This is a genomic window from Plectonema cf. radiosum LEGE 06105 (assembly GCF_015207665.1).
GTDB classification, from domain to species: domain Bacteria; phylum Cyanobacteriota; class Cyanobacteriia; order Cyanobacteriales; family Nostocaceae; genus Rivularia; species Rivularia radiosa_A.
Genome location: NZ_JADEWL010000008.1, coordinates 60,772 through 77,888, shown reverse-complemented (window position 1 = coordinate 77,888; position 17,117 = coordinate 60,772). Strand labels below are relative to the sequence as shown.

Annotated in this window: 14 protein-coding genes; 2 read left to right on the top strand and 12 right to left on the bottom strand. The window is 35.7% G+C overall.

Annotation, left to right across the window (positions count from 1 at the left end):
- Positions 1–51 precede the first annotated feature (51 nt).
- Entirely contained in the window at positions 52–1,740 is a 1,689-nt protein-coding gene (locus tag IQ247_RS04110) for a site-2 protease family protein (protein ID WP_228059450.1), read from the bottom strand.
- Between the two features lie 264 nt (positions 1,741–2,004).
- On the opposite strand from IQ247_RS04110, the gene IQ247_RS04105 reads away from it, so the two are divergent.
- Positions 2,005–2,670, top strand: a complete 666-nt coding sequence (locus IQ247_RS04105) for a class I SAM-dependent methyltransferase (RefSeq protein ID WP_193917335.1) — start codon at positions 2,005–2,007, stop codon at positions 2,668–2,670.
- Between the two features lie 55 nt (positions 2,671–2,725).
- Here the strand turns inward: IQ247_RS04105 and dndE are convergent, their stop codons facing one another.
- From dndE to dndC, 4 genes are all read right to left on the bottom strand, one after another.
- On the bottom strand, positions 2,726–3,118 hold the full coding sequence (gene dndE, locus IQ247_RS04100; protein ID WP_193917333.1) for a DNA sulfur modification protein DndE: 393 nt from the start codon (positions 3,116–3,118) through the stop codon (positions 2,726–2,728).
- 46 nt (positions 3,119–3,164) lie between these two features.
- Entirely contained in the window at positions 3,165–3,293 is a 129-nt protein-coding gene (locus IQ247_RS33050; protein WP_265579659.1) for a hypothetical protein, read from the bottom strand.
- 6 nt (positions 3,294–3,299) lie between these two features.
- Positions 3,300–5,285 (bottom strand): DNA sulfur modification protein DndD, encoded by a 1,986-nt coding sequence (gene dndD / locus IQ247_RS04095; protein ID WP_193917331.1) that lies wholly within the window; start codon positions 5,283–5,285, stop codon positions 3,300–3,302.
- Between the two features lie 152 nt (positions 5,286–5,437).
- Complete coding sequence (gene dndC / locus IQ247_RS04090; RefSeq protein ID WP_193917329.1) at positions 5,438–7,057, bottom strand: DNA phosphorothioation system sulfurtransferase DndC; 1,620 nt, start codon at positions 7,055–7,057, stop codon at positions 5,438–5,440.
- A 213-nt stretch (positions 7,058–7,270) separates the two neighbouring features.
- On the opposite strand from dndC, the gene IQ247_RS04085 reads away from it, so the two are divergent.
- Positions 7,271–8,848: a DGQHR domain-containing protein gene (locus tag IQ247_RS04085; RefSeq protein ID WP_193917327.1), complete on the top strand. Its 1,578-nt coding sequence runs from the start codon at positions 7,271–7,273 to the stop codon at positions 8,846–8,848.
- A 56-nt stretch (positions 8,849–8,904) separates the two neighbouring features.
- Here IQ247_RS04085 and IQ247_RS04080 read toward each other — a convergent pair whose 3' ends face one another.
- The 7 genes from IQ247_RS04080 to mgtE form a co-directional block, all read right to left on the bottom strand.
- Entirely contained in the window at positions 8,905–9,336 is a 432-nt protein-coding gene (locus tag IQ247_RS04080) for a hypothetical protein (RefSeq protein WP_193917325.1), read from the bottom strand.
- Between the two features lie 35 nt (positions 9,337–9,371).
- A complete protein-coding gene (locus IQ247_RS04075; protein WP_193917322.1) occupies positions 9,372–10,520 on the bottom strand; it encodes a radical SAM protein in 1,149 nt (382 codons plus the stop codon).
- 112 nt (positions 10,521–10,632) lie between these two features.
- Complete coding sequence (locus IQ247_RS04070; RefSeq protein ID WP_193917320.1) at positions 10,633–11,163, bottom strand: hypothetical protein; 531 nt, start codon at positions 11,161–11,163, stop codon at positions 10,633–10,635.
- Between the two features lie 245 nt (positions 11,164–11,408).
- On the bottom strand, positions 11,409–11,882 hold the full coding sequence (locus tag IQ247_RS04065; protein WP_193917318.1) for a DNA phosphorothioation-associated protein 4: 474 nt from the start codon (positions 11,880–11,882) through the stop codon (positions 11,409–11,411).
- 240 nt (positions 11,883–12,122) lie between these two features.
- The gene (locus tag IQ247_RS04060) at positions 12,123–14,189 is read right to left on the bottom strand and encodes an AAA family ATPase (RefSeq protein WP_193917316.1); all 2,067 of its coding nucleotides are present in this window, start codon (positions 14,187–14,189) and stop codon (positions 12,123–12,125) included.
- The gene (locus tag IQ247_RS04055; RefSeq protein WP_193917314.1) at positions 14,186–14,359 is read right to left on the bottom strand and encodes a hypothetical protein; all 174 of its coding nucleotides are present in this window, start codon (positions 14,357–14,359) and stop codon (positions 14,186–14,188) included. Before IQ247_RS04055 ends, IQ247_RS04060 begins: the two co-directional genes overlap by 4 nt.
- Positions 14,360–14,981: 622 nt before the next feature.
- A complete protein-coding gene (gene mgtE / locus IQ247_RS04050; protein WP_193917312.1) occupies positions 14,982–16,343 on the bottom strand; it encodes a magnesium transporter in 1,362 nt (453 codons plus the stop codon).
- Between the last annotated feature and the right edge of the window lie 774 nt (positions 16,344–17,117).

Genomic DNA, 17,117 nt, shown 5'->3' with positions numbered 1-17,117 from the left:
TTTGTCGAACCGCCATATACGGAGACGTTACACTGTAACGTCTCTACACTATTACTTTTCTTGTTTATTATCTATTATCACTTGAGTTTCTTTTTTAACATAATCGGAATATTTATTGGCAAATTTGGAAGTAAAATTTAACGAATTAGGTACAATTGTTTGAAAACTACCGCAAATTCCTACGAACAAACTACCGCAATATACACTTGCTAAAATAATCCTTGTTATTCGTTTATTGTCAAAATGATTATAGCGCTCCATCAAATTTTTTATTAATGTATATCTACTATTAAATGGTAAGTGTTGATAATCAAATTGCTGTAAAAACTCAAATAGAGCATATAATATATTTTCTTGATTATTATGTAATCTTTTTTTTAAATATATTTGTAATTGAGAATTAATTTTAGCAGCACGATAACTGTGTAAAATATTAAAAATTAACGGAATTGGAAGTATAAATAATGCTGGATGAATTATTCCCAATATACCAATTATCATTGTGCCGAATGCCTTAAATAAAATATCACTATAAGGAAAACGAGAAGATAGTAAAACATCTATTATTTGTCCTCCATCAAGAGGATAAATCGGTAGTAAATTGAATAAATTTAAACAAATTAATATCCAACTTGCTTGCTTAATCCAACTCGAATAACTTTCATCTTGAAAGATAATTGATAATCCTATACCTAAAATTAATCCAGGTAAAGGCCCTGCTAAAGATACACAAAACTTTTGAGTAATTGTAGCGTCATCTTTACGAGCAGTAGCAACAGCACCGAGAAAAGGGAGAAAAATTAAAGACGCATTTTGATAACCGCAAATTTTCATTGCTAATAAATGTCCTCCCTCATGAAAAATTAATGCGGAGATAAAAATTATTAGAGTTTGAGTACCAAAAAATGTTGTGGAAGTAATTACAAATAAAGCAAAACTACCTAATATTAACCAAGGACGCAATTTACTATCGATAAGTCCCCGTTGTAATTGTTCCATCCGTCGAAATCCTTCTACTTCCAATTCCACAGGAATTTCTGCTGATAATTTAATATTATTTTCCGCTTGTTCTTGTCGCTGTTTGATAATATCCGTATTTTTATGCTTTTCCTGGATTATTTTGTAAGTCAGTTTTAATGCTAATTTTCTATTTAAACGAAATAAATGTTTATTTGAAATAGGTAATATATTTTTTAATTTTATTAATGAATTAATATAGTTTATTAAATATATATTTAATGTTTTTATAAAAGCTGATGGTGATAAATTATCATGATTTGTATTTATGTTTAATTTGATGCTTGATTTTGAATTTAATTTTGTTTTTAATTGCCTCAATCTACCTTGATGCAACTGCCACTGTAAAGACGTTTGAGCAGTATAATAATCTTGAACAATAAAATAAGGAATTTTACCTATAACCGTATCTCCCTTACCATTTGTTGTGACCAAAAATATTTTATCTGCAAAAAAAGTATAAAATTCAATATCAAATAAATGTACGGGTTCTATTCGGTGATGTATACCAACTTTTGCATAGCTGTTAAAAGCTTGATTGTATAGTAAAATTTCCCAAGCGATATCGGGATAAATCTTAAGCATTGGTTTAACCTGCAAATAACAGCATGGCTCGAAACCCAATTCCCTAAGTTCTTCAATTGGAATTAAAAATAACTTTTGTAGATAAACCGGAATATTTTCAACTGTTTGGATTTCGTAAATCGGGTATTGCAATGTCACCTTGCAAAGTTGTAAAAAGGTAATCAAATAGGAGAAACCTACTAATAATCCATAAATAAGAATAGGGTAAAGCAAATAGTGCATATTATGTAATGAATAAGACCATATTTATAATTCCCAATCTTGAATCTGGTTTATCATCCAAAATACAGATAATTTGTTTTACCTAAATCCTTCAACGTCAACCGGAATATAACAAACAGCCATAATGAATTTCATAAATCATCTCGGCAAATACACCTATAAATTAGTAAAAAGCTGAATATGTCTAAGCAAACAATAGGATTAGAAAATCACCTCTATCAATATTTACTCTCCGTATCTATACGGGAACCGGAAGTTTTAACAAAATTACGTGAAGAAACCGCAACTCATCCTCGAAATATCATGCAAATTTCACCAGAACAAGGTCAATTTATGGCTTTGCTGATACAATTAATGAATGCAAAAAAAACTTTAGAAATAGGTGTATTTACAGGTTACAGTTCCTTAATAGTTGCCTTAGCATTACCGCCATCCGGTAAGATAGTTGCTTGTGATGTGAGTGAAGAGTACACATCTATAGCCCGTCGTTACTGGGAACAAGCAGGAGTAGCTGATAAAATCGATCTGCGTATAGCTCCAGCTATTGAAACTTTGGATAAATTATTAGCAGCAGGTGAAGCGGATACCTTTGATTTTACCTTCATCGATGCAGATAAAAGCAGCTACGACGACTATTATGAACGAGCATTAAAATTAATACGTCCCGGTGGATTAATTGCCATTGATAATGTATTGTGGTCTGGACAAGTAGCTGATTTACAGGTACAGGATAATAGAACTAATAAAATCCGTGCTTTAAACGAAAAAATTCACAAAGACGAACGAGTGACAATCAGCATGATACCCATTGGAGATGGTTTGACATTAGCGAGAAAGAAAGGTTAAAGTTTAGAGGTTAAAGGTAATTTCTAACTACATCCCCCCATCCCCCCATCTCTCCCTACTCCCTACTATTAGTGGCTAATTCAATCAAATCTTCAATTTTCTTAATATTTGGATCGCCTGCTAAATAGCCGATACCGCGATGTAGATGTAAGCGAAACTGGGTTACAAGGGTTTCTTTCTCAGTTCCCAAACCGTCGTTATAACAGCGTTGTTTAAGGGCTAAAAGCAAGATATCGGACATTTCACCGCCAAATACTCGCCATGTTAATTCGACGTTACTATCTTGGGGTATCGGTACGGGAGAAGGAATACTTTTTTCCGCGAGAGAACGACAAAAACCCCAACGACAAAGGGTATTCCACTGATCGATTTTGGTAAACCGTCTCAGTTTCAAAAGTTGGTCTTTAGCTGTTTGAGATAAGCGGATGCGTTCGATTGGTGATTCCATTTTGATGGTTGATGGTTGATGGTTGATGATTCTTAGCTATTTTCCCTTATCCACCGTACACCGTCGATTTATTCACCGTACACCGTCGATTTGTCCACCGTACACCGTCAACTGTCCACCATACACCGTCGATTTGTCCACCGTACACAGTCAACTGTCCACTGTCAACTGTCAACTATATTTACCAAAAATACCCCGATTCTACCGTTGTTTGACGGGTGTCTTGGGAGTATTTGAGCAGGTATTCGCGAGCTATTGCTTCGTTTTTTCGCAGGGTTTTTACTTCTTTTTCACCTATTTCGGTGTCGGTGGAAAGTAATATTACTTGATGGGAGGCTGAAGGGAAGTATCTTTCGATTAAGTTGCTGCGGTGGGATGAATCCAAACGTCCCAACGGGGTGTCGATCGCAACGGGTAGGTGATGTCCCGATACTCTTGCTAATGCCCAAAGAAAGGCGATCGCTAGGAGTTGTTTTTCGCCTGCGGATAGTCGATGTTTATCAACTGGTTGAGAATTTAAATCGTATAGGGAAAGACTGAAGGTATTGGTATTAATCACAATACGATGTACTAAGTCAGATTTGTGGAGTAGATAACGGAAGCATTCTGTAACTTCGTTTTCTAATTTATTGAGTTTTCTTAAGGTAAGTCGTTCGCGAAACAATTTGAGGGTTTGTTGTACTCTTGTTGATGCATTGATGATATTTTCTTTACTGTTTTGTTCGATGGTTTGTACGCTATATTCTGTTAAATCTTTTTTTAATTTATTAATTTCTGTCTCTAATTCTATTAAACGACGAGTGACTGTTTCACAGTTACTTTTGATGTCAGTAACTTTATTTTGTGCTTTTTTAACTAAGTCTACTAATTTTTGATAATCTTCTGGCGATGCTGCTGCTTGTATTTGTCTTTCTAAAGTAATAATTTCTTCTTCTTGATTTTTTAACTGTTCTAATTGCTGTTTGGCGGTATTCTTAGCAGTTTGTAAGTAGTAAAGAATATTTCCTAGTTGACTCAAACTTTCTGCATCTGCTAATAACCAAGGCGATTCTTTTAACAATGCGTTTCTAGCTTCTACATCTTTTTCCAAAAAAGTTTTGATTTGAGCAAATTTATCGGCAGCAATATCTGTTTGATCAATCAAATTTAGTAAACGTTCATCTCTTTCGAGCAATATATCCCGCGCTATTTGTTGCTGTTGAATTTTTAATTCTGCTTCACCTCGTTGTTGAACTTGATTTAGTAGAGGTTCAATTAATGTTAACGGTAAAACACCTGCTGCTAATTCAGACATTCTCTGACGAGTGTTTTCAGATTCGTTAATATGAACTATTTTTTGCTGTTCTAGTTGACTACTTTCTGAAGCAATTTTTCCACCTTCGCTCAAAAATTTATCAAAGGCTACTTGTTGGTTTTTTTCGGCTTGCTGTAAAAATTCTAATTCTTGCGTCTGTATATTTTTAGTTTCTTCGTATTCTGACTGTAAATTATTGAGAAGTTTTTCGATTTCTTCTAAATTAGCAAGTTCTTTTGTATCCGCTAGTTCTTTGCGTTTACGATTGACTAATATTTCTAAATCTATTGCTAAACGTTCCGCCAATTCTAATCCTAAAAGAGCGCGAATTGCTTCAACTACCATCGTGGGTGGTTGTTCTTGTTCTGCGAGTTCTTTTACTTGTTCGCCATCAAATAAAAATAGATTAGAGATTCCTAAAGGTAATAAATTTTCAATATACTCATCCCAGATACTAACTAACCCAGTATCCAGCCATTCATCATTTTCACGAATATCTAAAATACCTAAATGGTCTTTACCATCTTTAGGATTTTTTTCCCAAGTTCTGACTATACGATATCTAACAGGTTTATCGTTTTCAATATGTTCAAAAGCTAATTCAATTCTTGTTTGTTCTGTAGGTGATTTATGCGTATTTATGCATTGATTGAGAAAATCATTATAACTTAAATTATCGCGAGTAGAACATTGAGCGCGATGTCCGTAAAGTGCAAGACGAATCGCATCCATTAAAGTTGTTTTCCCCCCGCCATTCATTCCCCCTAAAAGAATAATTGGACGAGGATTATCATCGTTATTTGGGTCGAGATTTATGACTTGACGACCGCAATAAGGACCAAAGTTTTCTAAAACAAGTTCGAGGAATATCATATTAACATGGGATGGGTAATTGGTAATTGGTAATTGGTAATTGGTAATTGGTAATTGGTAATAAATTCCTCACTCCTCACTCCTCACTCCTCACTCCTAACTCCTCACTCCTAACTCCTAACTCCTCACTCCTAACTCCTCACTCCTAACTCCTAACTTCTAACTCCTAACTGTTCGTCATCTGATTTATTTTTATTAAATTTTAGATTTCCCCAATTTTGCGGTTTTTTATCTGTTACTTTCTCTACGGTAACATCGCCTAAAGTTAACTGTTTTACCCTGTTAATATCACCTTCCCCAGCAGCATTTTTTAAGTCGCGTTTAAAACGAGCATTTTTAATCGCGTCTTCTTGATTTAACGAACTTGTTTCAAAACACTTTTCTAATGCATCATATATTCCTACGCGCCGCGATTTTTTGCGATACTGACGTTCGGTATCTAACAGTTTCGCCATTAATTCCAAATGCATTGCGTCGTTTTCACAAATTTCTTCTAGTACAGCCCATTCATCGCTGCCTAACAAACTGTAACCCGCACCGGGACGGGGGTCAATAAATTCTTCGCCTGTCACTTGTTGATAAATTTGGGGTAAACTATCGTCAAATTCGTGTTTTTCTTCCAACCAAATCCGCCTGATTTGACTGAGTTCGTCTGAGGTAATTAAAGTAATATCCCGCATATTTTCCGGCGCAGTTTGACGCACTTGGGTTTGCGCTGATAATACTCTTGTTAACCAATGTTCGCGCCAATATTTTGTATAAGGACCTGGTACTGGTTGAACTGAGATTTCCCCATTTATGTTACGCTCAAAAAGCTGCACGTTTCCCCAAATTCGTCGAAAATCTCGTTTATCATGGTCATCTTGAATATCTAACTCGTTACGAATATCTAAAAGCGGTTGCATCCATTCTTTTTCTTCATCATTTTGAATCATCGCTTCCATCGATTTATCTTTAGTTACCATCGTGCAAACCCAGCAACCAAAGCGCGAATCACCGCAACTAGGGGTAGAGGTATCGACAACTAAAGGACATTCATTATCTGCTGTCGCACCACGGTACATGGAAAATAAATCTTTGTTATCACCACCCCAAGGATTTTCACATTGATTGAGGTAAATCCACACATCGTTGTTGCTCCAATCTTCGATGGGAGTGTAAATTAAAGAGTTGGGTAAGCTGGCATTCGGACTCAAACGCTCCCTTATTCTACCTGCTTGATGCTTTTGCATTGTGGCAGATCGTCTTGCACTTTCGGCTTTGCGGGTACCCAAAACAAGAATTGTTTCGCCGCTAGCTCTTACCATTTCTCGAATAAACTGGTTGGCTGGATTAATTTTTAAACGCGGCGTACACCAGCGAAACTGGTTGCGAGGAGCCGGATAACCTCTACCAATTAAATTCACCCAGAATGTATCTTGAATTACTGGCAATAATAAATGAGGTTCGATGGGCATTGCTTTTTCTTTGGCAGCTGATGCCAGCAACTGCATCGAATTTTTAACCCATGCCGAAACTATGGGATTTTCTACGAGAGTATCTGTCGTAATTACGTGAATTTTTTTACTGCGTTTCTTGGGCGGTAAAGTGGCGATCGCATTCCAAATCAGTTGCAAAATTGTGCTGGAATCTTTACCCCAAGATACGCCAATAATCCAAGGTATTTCGTCAAGCAAATACAAATCTTGAATTTCTTGCGTAATTTCTGGAATTTTATCAATTACCGTAACGGGTGCTGACTGACTTTTTTCTGATTGTTGGGCAAGAGTCATTCGATTTTGGATTTTAACAACGGATGTGTTTATTTTAGTTTTTGGATTAGCTACGATAATTCAGTGCCTGATATTTATAGAGATTTAGATATAAGAGCAAGTCCAGTATTACATAAAATGGTTTTTAAAAACTTTTTTTTTAATATTTTGTTTTGATATCGTTTTTATATATAGTATTTGGATATGAGTATTTTTATTTTTTAAAGATTTGTGATGAAAAAAAGTGCATCTAGTGTAACAGCAGTGATTTCTAGTCAAGATCAAAAGAAATTTTCGGCTTTATTAACTAAATATCTGGGGGAAAATCAACAGTTACTAGTCCAAAAAACGGAAATGGGCGGTACTCAAGCTTATGTCGGCTCCGTCACTTTGGAATGGTTTGCATCTCAAGTTCATTTTGCATCATTGTTGCCATTATTGCGAAGTAAGTATAATCCCGATACTGATAATATCGAAATTGACGCAGAAAGTATAGATGATATTCAGCAACGCCCCTTAGATTGGTCGCGACAAGCACCTTTGGTTCAGTATTTAGCAGCGAGAAAAAATCATAAATTTCCTCCAGTATTAGCTGTAATTAGTCAGCCTTGGGTAAATGATTCGTCTTCTTCTGAATGGGATAGTAAAGGACGAGCTAAAAAATCGACTACGGAATTTACTAGTTTAGATGAAAATGGTCAATTTGGCTTGCTCGATATTTCACAAGAAAATGTAACTATTTATGCATTAGATGGGCAGCATCGATTGATGGCGGTACAAGGTTTGATGGAGATACTCAAAACTGGTAAATTACCCCGCTATAAGAAGGATAAAGCTGTTGCTAATAGTTTTATTACCATTGATGATTTAAGTGAAAAATACCGAGTTGAAGCTGAATATTTACAACAATTACCCCAAGAAAAAATCGGTATAGAATTTATTTGTGCAGTAGCTACTGGAGAAACTCGTGAAGAAGCAAGACGTAGGGTAAGGTCGATTTTTGTCCACGTCAACTTGATGGCTGTACCCTTGAGTAAAGGACAGTTAGCACAGTTAAATGAAGACGATGGTTTTTCGATTGTGGCTCGCAAGATAGCAGTTAGCCATCCACTTTTAGCACAGCGTAAAAATCGGAAACCTCGTGTTAATTGGAATAGTGCCACAGTTGCAGCTAAGTCCACAGTTTTGACAACTTTGCAAGCTTTAAAAGAAATGTCAGAACGTTATTTAGAACATAAATATCCTCATTGGAAACCCTTAGATAAAGGTTTAATTCCCATGCGCCCGGAAGAGGAAGAAATAGAATCAGCTACCCAAGATTTTCAGGAATTATTTGATAATTTAGCAACTTTAGCAAGTTATAAAGTGTTGGATTACGAAGATACTCCGATGTTTAGAAGGTTTAGTTTTGAAAAAGATGGGGGAGAAGGTAATATTTTATTTCGTCCCGTTGGACAAATGGCATTAGCGAAGGCTTTAGGTATCTTAATATTCCAAAAAGGTTTCTCCAGCGAAGAAATATTTAGCAAGTTGAAACAATTTGATCGCGAAGGTGGTTTTAGTGGAATGGAATTTCCTAAATCTGTTTGGTATGGCGTTTTATATGATGCAAATCGTAAACGGGTATTGGTTGCAGGGAAAGAATTAGCAACGCGGTTACTTGTTTATATTTTGGGTGGGATTGAAGATAAAATGGAGCGTGCGGAATTAAGGAAAGATTTAGCAAAAGCGAGAACTTTTGAAGAGCAAACTGTGGATTTTAAAGGTAAGTTTGTAGAGCCGAAAAAGGTGGGGTTGCCGAGTGTTTTGTGAGATTTGTTTAGAATATTATATTCAAACCGGCGGTTGAAACCGCAAGCCATTTACCTTTACTCATTGTATCTGAGCCAATGGAGATGATCTTTAGGTTTGATAATTTCACACTCCAAAGGTTTCACAGGTACGTCTGAAACCCATTGAAAACGCTCAACTTGTCTAAAGGTATCTGAAGGTAAGCGATAAAGGTATCCTTGTGTTGTAAGATCGAGCTTACCTGTTTCAATTACCACTTCCAGTGAATCTGCTGTGCGAAATATTGACCAACTACGTTCACCTTTTTCGTCAAGAAATATGTTAAGAGCAAACATAATCGCATAATTACGCTCATCGGATGCATAAACTGAATAAAGTCGGTCGTTCTCTCGATTTCCTAAACCCGTAGCTTGATTGGGTTCGATTACATCTAATTTGTGCGGGCTGCCGTGATATAGAAAAGGTGGCTTAGATGGCTCTTCAATGAACTCTAATAACTCAATATACATGACTAGATATTGGCTAGTGAAACAATTTTCAAGGTTTAAAGAGGAAGTAATTGTGGAATTGATTGCTGTTGATGCTGATATAAATTTAAAAGTGCTTGAGCGTCTGGTGATCGCTGAATTTCATCAACCATAAATTGAATCATAGGCTTGTCGATCAAGCATTGAAGCGCACCCGCTTCATCGTAAAAACGCTCGCTGGGAATAGCTTCAGCAATAGATAACTGAGTACATTTACGATCGAATTTGCAACGACGACAAGTTTCGGCTCTTTGCATACGAACTTTAGTCGCATTGGTATGAGCTTGAGAAACTAAAATCTCACTTAGAGGCTGGTGAAAAAGATTGCCCATTAAACCAATAGGCACATAGGCATCGCCATGAGGATATACATCACCATTAGTATTAACTATCAGCGCCCATTCAAAATCAAAAGGATCGTAAATTCCTATTTCACAATCTATAAGGTACCTAACTGCTGCCTGAAAATAATCGTCTAATGGAAAAACTTCAATTGGTGAGGAACAATTAAATCTTGCCTTAGCAACCTTTTGTAATGCCTCAACAGTTTGATGGTGACTTAATAGCAGATGCTTCATGCGTTCTGGAGGTGTTTCATGATTACTATGAATTGGCAAAATACGATACCTAATACCCAGTTCCTGATAAAACTCAAATGTCTTTACTGCTTTATCTACATTCAAAGCATGGAGAACAGAAATAGCACCAAATTTTACATCACTGTCTAACAGATGTTGTAGATTGTCTAAAACTTTGTCTTGGGAAACTCTACCAACAATATCAACTCTTTGGTCTCCAAAAACATCTAGAGAAATACCCAAGTGAATATCTAATTCTTCCAATAGTTCTAATGTTTTCTTTGACAGCTTAAACAAATTACTTTGTACAGATATATCGTAGTTAATGCCATTATTTTTCAAATATTTTGCTGCAAGGCTACAAACTTTTCGCAAATATTCATGGGGAAGAAGTAGGGCTTCACCACCATGAAATACAAGATGGATTGGAAAAGATTTATCGCGGCTACTTGCGTAACTATATAAGCTTTTAAAAAAATACTCAATGCCATCTAATGGCATCCGTTCTTTATTTGATAGTTCATCATATTCATAGCAATATGTACATCTTAAATTACACATTTTGCTTAATTTCATCACAATATGCATAAAAAATATTCCTCTACTTAAAAAAATTGGCAATTATTAGCTCATAGAAAAGACCAAATTTATGCTAGATGGACACTAAGTATTGTCCATCTAGCCTATCTAGGCTGCGACTTTATGATTCTATGATTCGACTTAAAGTCTCTTGGACATTTTGTTTTGTCACTTGTTGAAGATTCCCTATAGAATCATCTTGTTTATCCGCTTGTTTCCAGCGATCGATTATATCTCGCCATTTTGTTGCTTGGAGAGTAGAATTTTCATTTTGTCCTAAATTTAAATGCGAGTTTCCAACATTAGTAATTTGACCATCTTTGACTTTGAAAATGGAGCCATCAGAAAGCTTATAGTAACCATTAGGAGCTGCCGTTTTTTCTCCTACTTGATTTATTAAAAAAGCTGTTTTATCTTGAATAATTAGGGAATTAGCATCCAGTTTCTGGTTCAACATCTGATCCGCAATAGCTATATGGTGGGTTCCGACATCCTTAGCTTGGGCTGCGGGTATTAAGAATTGATCCAAATTACTAGCTAATTGGTTCGCTAAACCACTGTTACTAGCAAATGAAACAAAACTAGTTAATACAAGTAAACCACTTGCGACTTTCTTGAAATTATTTTGGTTCGCAGAATTTTTATCTGACATAATACAAATCTTCTCCAAAAATTAGAAGTTGATATGGCATCAATACACCAATTGACAATGTTACAAAGTGCAACAGTTGAATCTTTAAGTGTTTATTAGATGCTTGTTGAACTAATCCTATACAATGTATAAAAAAAGCGATATTACCCTTGAGGGTAATATTAGCTTGATCTTAAATAGCAAAAACCGGCAGAATATTTCTGTCGGTTTTTAGCAAGTGTAATACAGCGTATTAAAAATGTATTTTATGAAAGAAACCGACTTAAATCAAATTCCTCTTCCTGTTTATCTTCCTTAAACCTTTCCCCACTCAGTATCAACAAAAGCCTTTCCGAATAATCTACCGCACCTCGTAATTCAGTTTGCAATATTTCCAAACCACCATTCGCAAATTCTTCAAAAATATTATTGCGCTCAGTTTGAGAATCTTCCTCACTTACTGACAGTACTTTTATATCCTTAGTTACAGTAATCCCGATCAATTTAATTACCCAGTCATATCCCATCGAAGCAAAAGTTTCAACTTTAATTGGGGAAGGTTCTCTTTTTGAAATCTCTCCCAAAGGCACGCGGCGATTATGCTTTTTACCCAAAGTAGCCGCAAAAACTACCACGTCAGCAAAAGTTTCAAAAGGTCCCGTTGCACCATTCCAAGATGTTAAACTCTGTACAAATTCCGCTTTATCTTTTGCAACCCTGATTCTACCAGTTTCAGCCATTTTCAGTTATCAGTGAACAGTGAACAGTTATCAATTATTTAGTTTTGAACATAAGCCTCTGTAAATAAAACACAATATTTTCTATTTACCAACTCTCTTTTACTCTTCCTCAGCGCCCTCTGTGTCTCTGCGGTTTTTTAAAATCAGAATATTGCTGCGTTACTACAATTTTTCAAAAGAAATAGTTAGGATTAAGAAATTGAAAATTGGAAGTTATAAATTATTTCTCTCCATCTCTCCTCACTCCCTCTCAACCTCAACAATTTCACTATATTCAAACTCATTCGGACTTTGTTTCACTAAAGAATATCTTCCCCCACTCAATTCAATAAAATCTTGCTCGCAATCAATTTTGGAAGAATAATAAGTCAATACATATTCTTTGCCAACTCGATATGACATTTCGTCTTCAACTTCACCTCTCCATTGAGTTTTTGTCACTAAAACTATTAATTGATTTGCTAATTTAGGAATAATTTGAGCTATGTGTTTTCGGTAAATTACATCTAAACTACCGAAAGGTGAATCCATGACAATGGGGAATGTGCTGCTATCTGTTACCATCAGCATTTTATTTTGACTCCAATCCCGCACTCGATCGATAATACTACTGATAAATGATAAGCTGAGTATTTGATTTTCTCCGGTAGATGCTGCAACTGGCATTTCTAAACCAGAAGTTTTTTCTATCAGCGTTAATTCGTATTTTTCGCTGATTGTCGGAATATAAGGTGTAAAGGAAATTTCGCTAAAGATTTCTTGGACTCGTTTTTCTAATTGCAAGCGAAATTGCTGTTCTTGCAGAAGTTTCACTTGGGTTAATCTATCAATAGCGTCTTGAGTTGCGCTGATGCGACGCTGTGCTAAAATTTGCTTTTCTTCATTTAATTTATGTTTGGCAATTTGTTTGTTTAAACTTTCTAATTCTGATTTTAAATTAATTATTTTCTGCTGATTCGCTCCTTGTTCTAAGGTGAGTTCGGTAATTTTTTCTTCGATTTGATCTAAACGCTTTTGTAAACTGCGGATTTCTTCACTAGGGTCTTTTCTTAATCTTTCTTCTATATTATCTAATTCTATTTCAATTTCAGCAATCACTTGTCTTAAATTATTAATTCTAGCTTGTTCTTGATCAATCTCTTCCCAAAATACTGCTGCTTGTTTGTCGATTTCATCAACTTGAGCGCTCATCCTAATTGCTGTTTCTTCAACTTCGGAGGAAGCTGCTTTATCTAACCAGGTTTCGACATTTATACGAGTGCGATCGCCATTATTTAAATTTGTGCCGCAAATACAATTATGTGAATCTAATAAGTCTTGAATAAATTCTCGTGAAATCCCTTTGGTTAATTTTCCCTTTTGTTTCAAATTATCAATAATTTCTCGAAATTGTACCGTTGTTTCTGGTAAAAATACTGTATAACCCCGTGTAGAAATTGCTTTTTTTAAGGTTTCTCTAGTATGTCGCAAATTATCTTGATTTAACGTTTTCTGTTTCTCTAATTCCTGTCGTCTTTCCTGTAATTCTTTCGCTGCACTCAATTCGCGCAAACGCTTATTAGTTTCTCTTTTAAAGGTATTTTGATATTCTAATTCTTGAATAATTTCTAGGTTCCGTTTGTTAATTGTTTGATTTTCAATTTCAATTTTATTTTGCTCTTTTAACAGCTTTTTAATTTCTGAGTCACCAATTATCTTCAATTCGTTTTCTAAACTCTTTTTCGCTTCTTGTAAATGTCGAATTGAACGATTGATTACTTCAACTCCTAAAAATATTTTAGTCGCTTCTGCAATTTCTGCTTTCTTATCTGAACGCACTATTTCTTCAATTCTTTCACCATCGAAGAAGAAATATTGATGTAAACTAGCAGGTAAAATTTGTCCGATAATCTCTTCTGGTTGTTGCGGTGGCAAATACCACTTTCCATCATCTCCCGCTACCTGCATATATAATTCTGTTTTACCAACATCATAATCTTGTTGATTTTTGTAAACCCGACATTGACGTTTGACTCGATAGCGTTTACCATCATGTTCCCACGCTAACTCTACCCAACATTCTACGCTCTGCCCAATTTTTGCTTCGGCGATCGCCCTTTTATTTACAAGTTGCTCAACGGAAGCAAAGGCTGCACTGAATTTTTCGTATAATACCCAGGTAAATGCATTCAATAAACTGGTTTTACCTGCTCCATTATTACCGTAAATAATAGTAGTATTATTTGAGTTTGACCCCGCAAGAGTCATTTCACAGGTTTTTCCGTAAAATGAACGAAAGTTACAAAGCTTTATGGAAGTCAGTTTCATTTTACAGCTTCTTTCACAATTGCTAAAATATCTTCGTTAATATGACCGAAACTTTTTTTATCAAGTCTGCTTTTTTCTAAATTCCATACTCGCTCGATGATTTGGCGAACTTCCGCTGAAGCAGACTTTATTGGCTCTTGTACTTGATCTATATTATGCTGTTTTTCCACTACGATTTTTATATAGTCAATATCGCTATATTTTACCCGTCTTCACTATCCTCTGTTATCCGTAAACTCACTGTTACTATATTTGCTTGATATTATCCCTATAACCTTGATAATTAATTGTTTTTTATTCGGTTCTGTATGATTTACAACAATTAATCTCAAGTTCAAACAGCAATAAGAAGAATCCCTGTTGCTGTCTTCCCTAGCAAAATACCAATTTTATGCAAATCCGATTAATTTGAAAATATCTCTCGAACGGCTTGCCCATCCCACAACTGCTTAAAACCCCGTCCTTAAGGACGGGGTTTATTTCTCGAAAAAATTTTTTTTTGGGGGACTTTTTTTGATATTATTATTTTATCTAAATTTATTTTCTTATAATGGAAATCTTTGCAAAAATAAAAAAAATTAAAATATTACCATTATAAAAATTTAACTCTTGCTCTAATTAATCATCCCACGTAATAAACAAAAAAAATTTTCGCGACAAATAAATTTACAAAAATTTACAAAAGATAAAGGCTTGTGATTGAGCTTCAAGGAAATAGGGAATAAGGAGAATATAACTGCTTTATTCTGGGACTTTTTTCCATAAAAAGGAGGGAACTAAGCCCTCCAAGAATTAAGCGAATAGTTGCAAAGCGAAAGAAATCAAAGATAAAAACGTCATAAAACCAACCGCATCTAAAGTAGTAGTCATCAAAGGACCACTAATCAAAGCCGGATCGAGATTTAAACGCTTTAATCCCATTGGTAGTAAAGTTCCTAAAGTAACAGCAATCAATACATTCGCAGCCATCACCGTGCCAGCAACAAGGGATACCCAACGCTCATTAGGAGGAGACCACATCATAGATAAAGTTGCTAAAGCCAAACCCAAGCCAACAGCGGTTCCTAGCCCTGCGGTTAACTCTTTACGCAACAGAGTCATAGTATCTTTCGGAGTTACTTCTCCTAAGCCCAATCCCCGTACAGTCACGGATAAAACCTGGAATGCAACATTACCGCTACTGTTAGCCAAAATCGGCATGATAATCGCTAAAACTGGCACAACTTTAATCACTTCCTGAAAAGGTGCGATGGCGCTAGCAGCAGCAATATATAAACCGATATTTCCCAACAGCCAAGGTAAACGTTTGCGGAGAGTGACTCGAGGAGAACATAAAGCAGGTTCATCACCACCAGTAACCCCTGCAAGTTTTTGAATCTCTTCTGTAGCTTCTTCATCAAGAATATCTACGACATCATCAATAGTAACAATACCTACTAGGCGTTCTTCGCGGTCAACTACGGGTAAAGCGATTAAATCGTATCGCTTCATGATTTTGGCAACTTCTCGCCCTGGTGTATCAGTACTAGCTCGAATCACCTTCGCAGCTGCAATATCCCGTAATAAAGCATCGGGATAGGAAAACAGCAATTGTCGCAAAGACACAACGCTAACTAACTTGCGGTTATCATCGGTGACGTAAGCGTAATAAATGGTTTCTTTGTCTTCGTCTTGAGAGCGAATTTTATTGAGAACTTCTCTGACAGTCAATCCTTCCTGCAACCGCACATATTCTGTAGTCATTACCCTTCCAGCAGTACCTTCAGGATAACCAAGAATCGTTGCAGTAACTTGTCTTTGTTGGGGACTTAACGAGTGTAGTAAACGCTTGACAACCGAAGCCGGTAGTTCATCAAATAATTCTGCACGTTCGTCAGGGCTCATCGCTTCCAAAATTTGCGCTACCTGTACGTCATGAAGAGAATTGATCAATTGCTCCTGTACATCAGGAGGTAGATATTCAAAAACGTCAATAGCTCGATTTTTATTCAGTAAACGAAAGGCGATCGCCCGCTGTTTTCTCGATAAATTAGCAATATATTCCCCGACATCAACGGGTGGTAAATGGTTCAAGTCCCATTTAAGTTCATTTAAATCTGTAACGCCAAAATCAGCAATGTTGATTGCACAATTGCGAACATCTTGAATAAGCATAATTCCTCCTATTGTCTCCCCCGCGCTGAGAGACAAACTCTACAGCTCAGAGGAGGGTGCTACTACCGTCTTCCGGACTTTTGTCCATACATTTTTAAAAAATCAACATCGATTACCCATCAAGGCATCGCTAAGTCATAATACTAACCCGGAACTGTGTAATCCGGCAGATGCTGAGCTTCAGTATTACTTTGTGTGATATTTCACACTAATTAATAGCTCTATGCCCCGATTTTCATTCCAATAGAGTAGATTTTACTACTATTACTATCAATGTCAAGGTAATATCACGATTTATTTTTTTACCTTAGCAGTAAAATTATTAACATTGTAGCAAGTGTTTATTGTTTGACAAAAAATATTTTTATATGTGATAGTACTTAAATTTAAAAGGTTATTTTTTTAATTAACAAGGAAAACAGATAACATTGATTGCAAATCGGGTAAGCTTCAAAATACCAGACTCAACTAAAATCAAAATGATCAAATTCCCAAAAACCCATTGAGACTTACGGGAGCAGCATCCCAGGTAAAAATTTACTGTAACTTAACAATAGACACTGATTACAAAGGTCTATATATGATATAGACTATATTGTCAATAACCTGAAGATAACAGATGAAGAGATATGGAAAAATAATTGGTAATTACCAATTGTGGTGACTATTTGATTACAGCAATCTGCTTGATAGTAATAGACTTTTGATCGAAAATATTGAGAATATTCGGTAATTTTTATTATTATATAAAAATAAAAATGAACAAGTAATTAA

What these genes read in the sequence shown, in the direction of transcription:
- IQ247_RS04105 (WP_193917335.1), top strand. Translation starts at nt 2,005, where the DNA reads ATGTCTAAGCAAACAATAGGATTAGAAAATCACCTCTATCAATATTTA.
- IQ247_RS04070 (WP_193917320.1), bottom strand. Translation starts at nt 11,163, where the DNA reads ATGTCAGATAAAAATTCTGCGAACCAAAATAATTTCAAGAAAGTCGCA.
- IQ247_RS04075 (WP_193917322.1), bottom strand. Translation starts at nt 10,520, where the DNA reads ATGCATATTGTGATGAAATTAAGCAAAATGTGTAATTTAAGATGTACA.
- IQ247_RS04085 (WP_193917327.1), top strand. Translation starts at nt 7,271, where the DNA reads ATGAAAAAAAGTGCATCTAGTGTAACAGCAGTGATTTCTAGTCAAGAT.
- dndE (WP_193917333.1), bottom strand. Translation starts at nt 3,118, where the DNA reads ATGGAATCACCAATCGAACGCATCCGCTTATCTCAAACAGCTAAAGAC.
- dndD (WP_193917331.1), bottom strand. Translation starts at nt 5,285, where the DNA reads ATGATATTCCTCGAACTTGTTTTAGAAAACTTTGGTCCTTATTGCGGT.
- IQ247_RS04060 (WP_193917316.1), bottom strand. Translation starts at nt 14,189, where the DNA reads ATGAAACTGACTTCCATAAAGCTTTGTAACTTTCGTTCATTTTACGGA.
- dndC (WP_193917329.1), bottom strand. Translation starts at nt 7,057, where the DNA reads ATGACTCTTGCCCAACAATCAGAAAAAAGTCAGTCAGCACCCGTTACG.
- mgtE (WP_193917312.1), bottom strand. Translation starts at nt 16,343, where the DNA reads ATGCTTATTCAAGATGTTCGCAATTGTGCAATCAACATTGCTGATTTT.
- IQ247_RS04080 (WP_193917325.1), bottom strand. Translation starts at nt 9,336, where the DNA reads ATGTATATTGAGTTATTAGAGTTCATTGAAGAGCCATCTAAGCCACCT.
- IQ247_RS04065 (WP_193917318.1), bottom strand. Translation starts at nt 11,882, where the DNA reads ATGGCTGAAACTGGTAGAATCAGGGTTGCAAAAGATAAAGCGGAATTT.